Source organism: Mesorhizobium sp. M7A.F.Ca.CA.001.10.2.1 (assembly GCF_003998575.1).
GTDB lineage: Bacteria > Pseudomonadota > Alphaproteobacteria > Rhizobiales > Rhizobiaceae > Mesorhizobium.
This window is the reverse complement of record NZ_RZQY01000730.1, coordinates 1-2,861: the sequence shown is the minus strand read 5'-3', so window position 1 is coordinate 2,861 and position 2,861 is coordinate 1. Positions and strand designations below refer to the sequence as shown.

Below are 2,861 nucleotides of genomic sequence, written 5' to 3'. Positions count from 1 at the left end.
GGAGCAGGCGCGGGTGCTGGCGCGGGTTCGGCCGGCTTCATCGGTTCGGCCGGTGCCGGTGCGGGCGCCGGTGTGCTGGCCGCCGGCGGCTCGGCGGGTGCCGGGTGCTCACCGCTTCTTCCGAAAATATAATACGCGACAACCGCCAGAATAACGACGACCAGCGCAATCAGCCAGCCACTACCGCCGCCACCGCTCTGCTTGATGGTGGTGTTGGTGGTGTTGGGATTGAACGGGTCGTTTGGATTCGGTGCGTTCGCCATAAAAGTGTCCTCCGTGGATGAAAAATATCAATCAACACCATATAACGCGCAATCATTGAACTGGTTTCACGCTAGGGTTGGAAAACGCCAAAAACAAGGACAATCCCGCCGTTCCGGCGCCGGAATGGCGTCGTTTCGCCATGCAACGCGCCAAGTTGGTGCCTATTATGATCTTTTCGGAGGATTTTGCCGTGACGAATCCCCTGGCAGAGTTTGTCCCGAATCACTGCACTGCCCTCGCCGGAGCCCAGTTCGCCGACCGCTATGTGCTGGTCACCCAGGGTCTTTCTTTAACGGCACTCGGCGCGGCGGAACGCGCCCTGGGGCGAACGCCGCCCTGGGTCGGCAGGCTCATGGCGCTGCGCAACCTTGCCGTCAAGCCGTTCCGGCTGAAGACGGGCCTGGAAGCTGCGGTGTTGCCGTCAGGCCGGATCGGGATATTTCCGCTCATCAGCCAGTTTCCCGGCAAGGTTGTGCTTGGCCTCGACGACCGTCATCTCGATTTCCGTGTCCTGGTCGAAGTCAGGGATCTCGGCATGGGCCGGCAAGAGGTGGCCGCGACGACGATCGTCAAGACGCACAATTGGCTCGGGCGCGCCTATCTTGCGATCATCATGCCGTTTCACCGGATCATCGTTCCGGCGATGCTGGCCCAGATCCTGGCGAAGTAAACTGAAGTAGCTAAAGTCCAACAGGCGTGACGGTGTAACCGGCCTTGCGGAAGTCCTCGACGAGGCCTTCGGGGCCGGGAAGGTGGAGGGCGCCGACCGCCATGAAGACGTTGCCCCTAGCAAGGATCGGTTCGGCATGCTCGACCATCACCTTGTTGCGGCTGGTGATCATGGTTTCCTCGAACGCCGCATAGCCCGCGGGGTCGTCCGTGCCCTCCGGCATGGCCACGCGAAACAGCGGCCAGAACATTCCGGTGTCGCCGCGCTGGTAGAGCACGATCATGGTTTCGTTGATGTCGTTGATCTTATCGCCGAGCTTCAGCGTGTCGACGAGGCCCTTCATGTGAAACGCCAGCGGCAGCGAGGCCATGGCGCGCAACTGGCTTTCAGCAGTCTCCAATCCTTCCACCGGCTTGCCGGAAGCCTTTGCACCTTCCGCCAGCCTGACATCGAGCACCGGGGCGCCGCCTGACTGGCGGGCGAGTTCGCAGGCCGGCAGTGCCATCATGGCCGAGAGCATCCACGGCTTCATCTTGGCAACCGTTGCCGGAGGAATGCCGCGTGCGTCGAGCGCGGCGTTCATGGCCGCCGCATCGTCGGGCGACAGCAGCGACGCCAGCGTCGTCGAATCAGTGAACATCATCAGGTCCGGCTCCTTGAGCATCGCGACCATCATCTTCTGCTTGTCGAGCACGTCCGTGGTTTCGATGATGATGGTGCCGGCGGCGTCATAGGCTTTCTGCGCGTCGGGAGGCAGCGTGGTGACGCGCGGGTCGGTCATATGCATGGTGCCGAACAGGAAGGACGGCTTCTCGCCGGGCTTTTCCAGCTTCCACAACAGGCCCTTGCCGTTCGGTGTCGCGGCGGCTTCCGCTTCGATCTTGCGGTAGGTCGCCGGATCGTTCTTCTGCAAGGCCGACAGCATGTCGGCGCCGGTGCAGGTCGGGATTTCGGCATGCGCCTTGCCGGCCGCGAACAGCAGTACGGCGAGAAACGACAGGAAGAACAGAACGTTGAGCGCGACGAGCAGCTTCAGCGACACGGAAGCTGCACGGTCGGCGATGGCGATGACGCGTTTCATGATCCCATTCCTAGAACCGAAAAGCGGCAAAACGGTTAATTGGTACTGCGAAATTGTCTTCGACCGGCTATCGCCCTCAGCGGACGTCGATGGTGCTCATGACTCAATGATTAGCGGAAACGCCCATTTCTTCGTCATCCATGGGCGGAGCAAGGAGCGTAGCGACGCGGCGCAGACCCGAGGATCCATGCCGGGACTCTGGAACGCTGCAACAGTGCAGAATTCCGCTCCGCAGCACTCCATGGCAAAGGTCGCGGCATGGATCCCAGGGTCTCCGCGACGGAGCTTCGCTCCTGCTTCGCCCAGGGATGACGACGTTGGGGAGGCTTTCGGCCAATGGTGAACGTTTGGCCACCGATACTATGCGACGCTACTGGCGTTCATGCCCGTGGATGGGCTGATTCGTAAATCTCGAGCAGCCTCGCGGTGTCGACGCCGGTGTAGATCTGCGTCGTCGACAGACTGGCGTGGCCGAGCAGTTCCTGGATGGTGCGCAAATCGCCGCCGCGGCCGAGCAGATGCGTAGCGAAGGAATGGCGCAGCGCATGCGGCGTCGCGGTATCGGGCAGGTTGAGCGCCGAGCGCAGCTTGGCCATGTCGCGCTGGACAATGGCCGGGTTGAGCGGACCGCCGCGGGCGCCGCGAAACAACAGGCCCTTGGGGTCGAGATGGTAGGGGCAGAGCCGGCGATATTCGGCGATCGCCCTGAGCGCCACCGGCAGCACCGGCACCAGGCGCGTCTTGCCGCCCTTGCCGGTGACGCGAAGCACCGTGTCGGCCGCCGACGCCAGATCGGCGCCGGCGAGGCCAAGCGCCTCGGAAATGCGCAGGCCGGAGCCGTAGAGC

At 62.9% G+C, this 2,861-nt stretch carries 4 protein-coding genes; 1 reads left to right on the top strand and 3 read right to left on the bottom strand.

From position 1 onward, the window contains the following. A partial coding sequence (locus tag EN964_RS37920) for a hypothetical protein (protein WP_164776101.1) occupies positions 1–263 on the bottom strand: 263 nt, incomplete at its 3' end. 77 nt (positions 264–340) lie between these two features. Between EN964_RS37920 and EN964_RS30760 the strand changes: the two genes are divergently transcribed. Then, positions 341–934 carry a DUF2867 domain-containing protein gene (locus EN964_RS30760; protein ID WP_127270062.1) on the top strand — a complete coding sequence of 198 codons (594 nt, stop codon included), beginning with the start codon at positions 341–343 and terminating at the stop codon, positions 932–934. A gap of 10 nt (positions 935–944) precedes the next feature. Here EN964_RS30760 and EN964_RS30755 read toward each other — a convergent pair whose 3' ends face one another. After that, entirely contained in the window at positions 945–2,015 is a 1,071-nt protein-coding gene (locus EN964_RS30755; RefSeq protein WP_127270060.1) for a TraB/GumN family protein, read from the bottom strand. Between the two features lie 380 nt (positions 2,016–2,395). Further along, a partial coding sequence (locus EN964_RS30750) for a tyrosine-type recombinase/integrase (RefSeq protein WP_164776102.1) occupies positions 2,396–2,861 on the bottom strand: 466 nt, incomplete at its 5' end.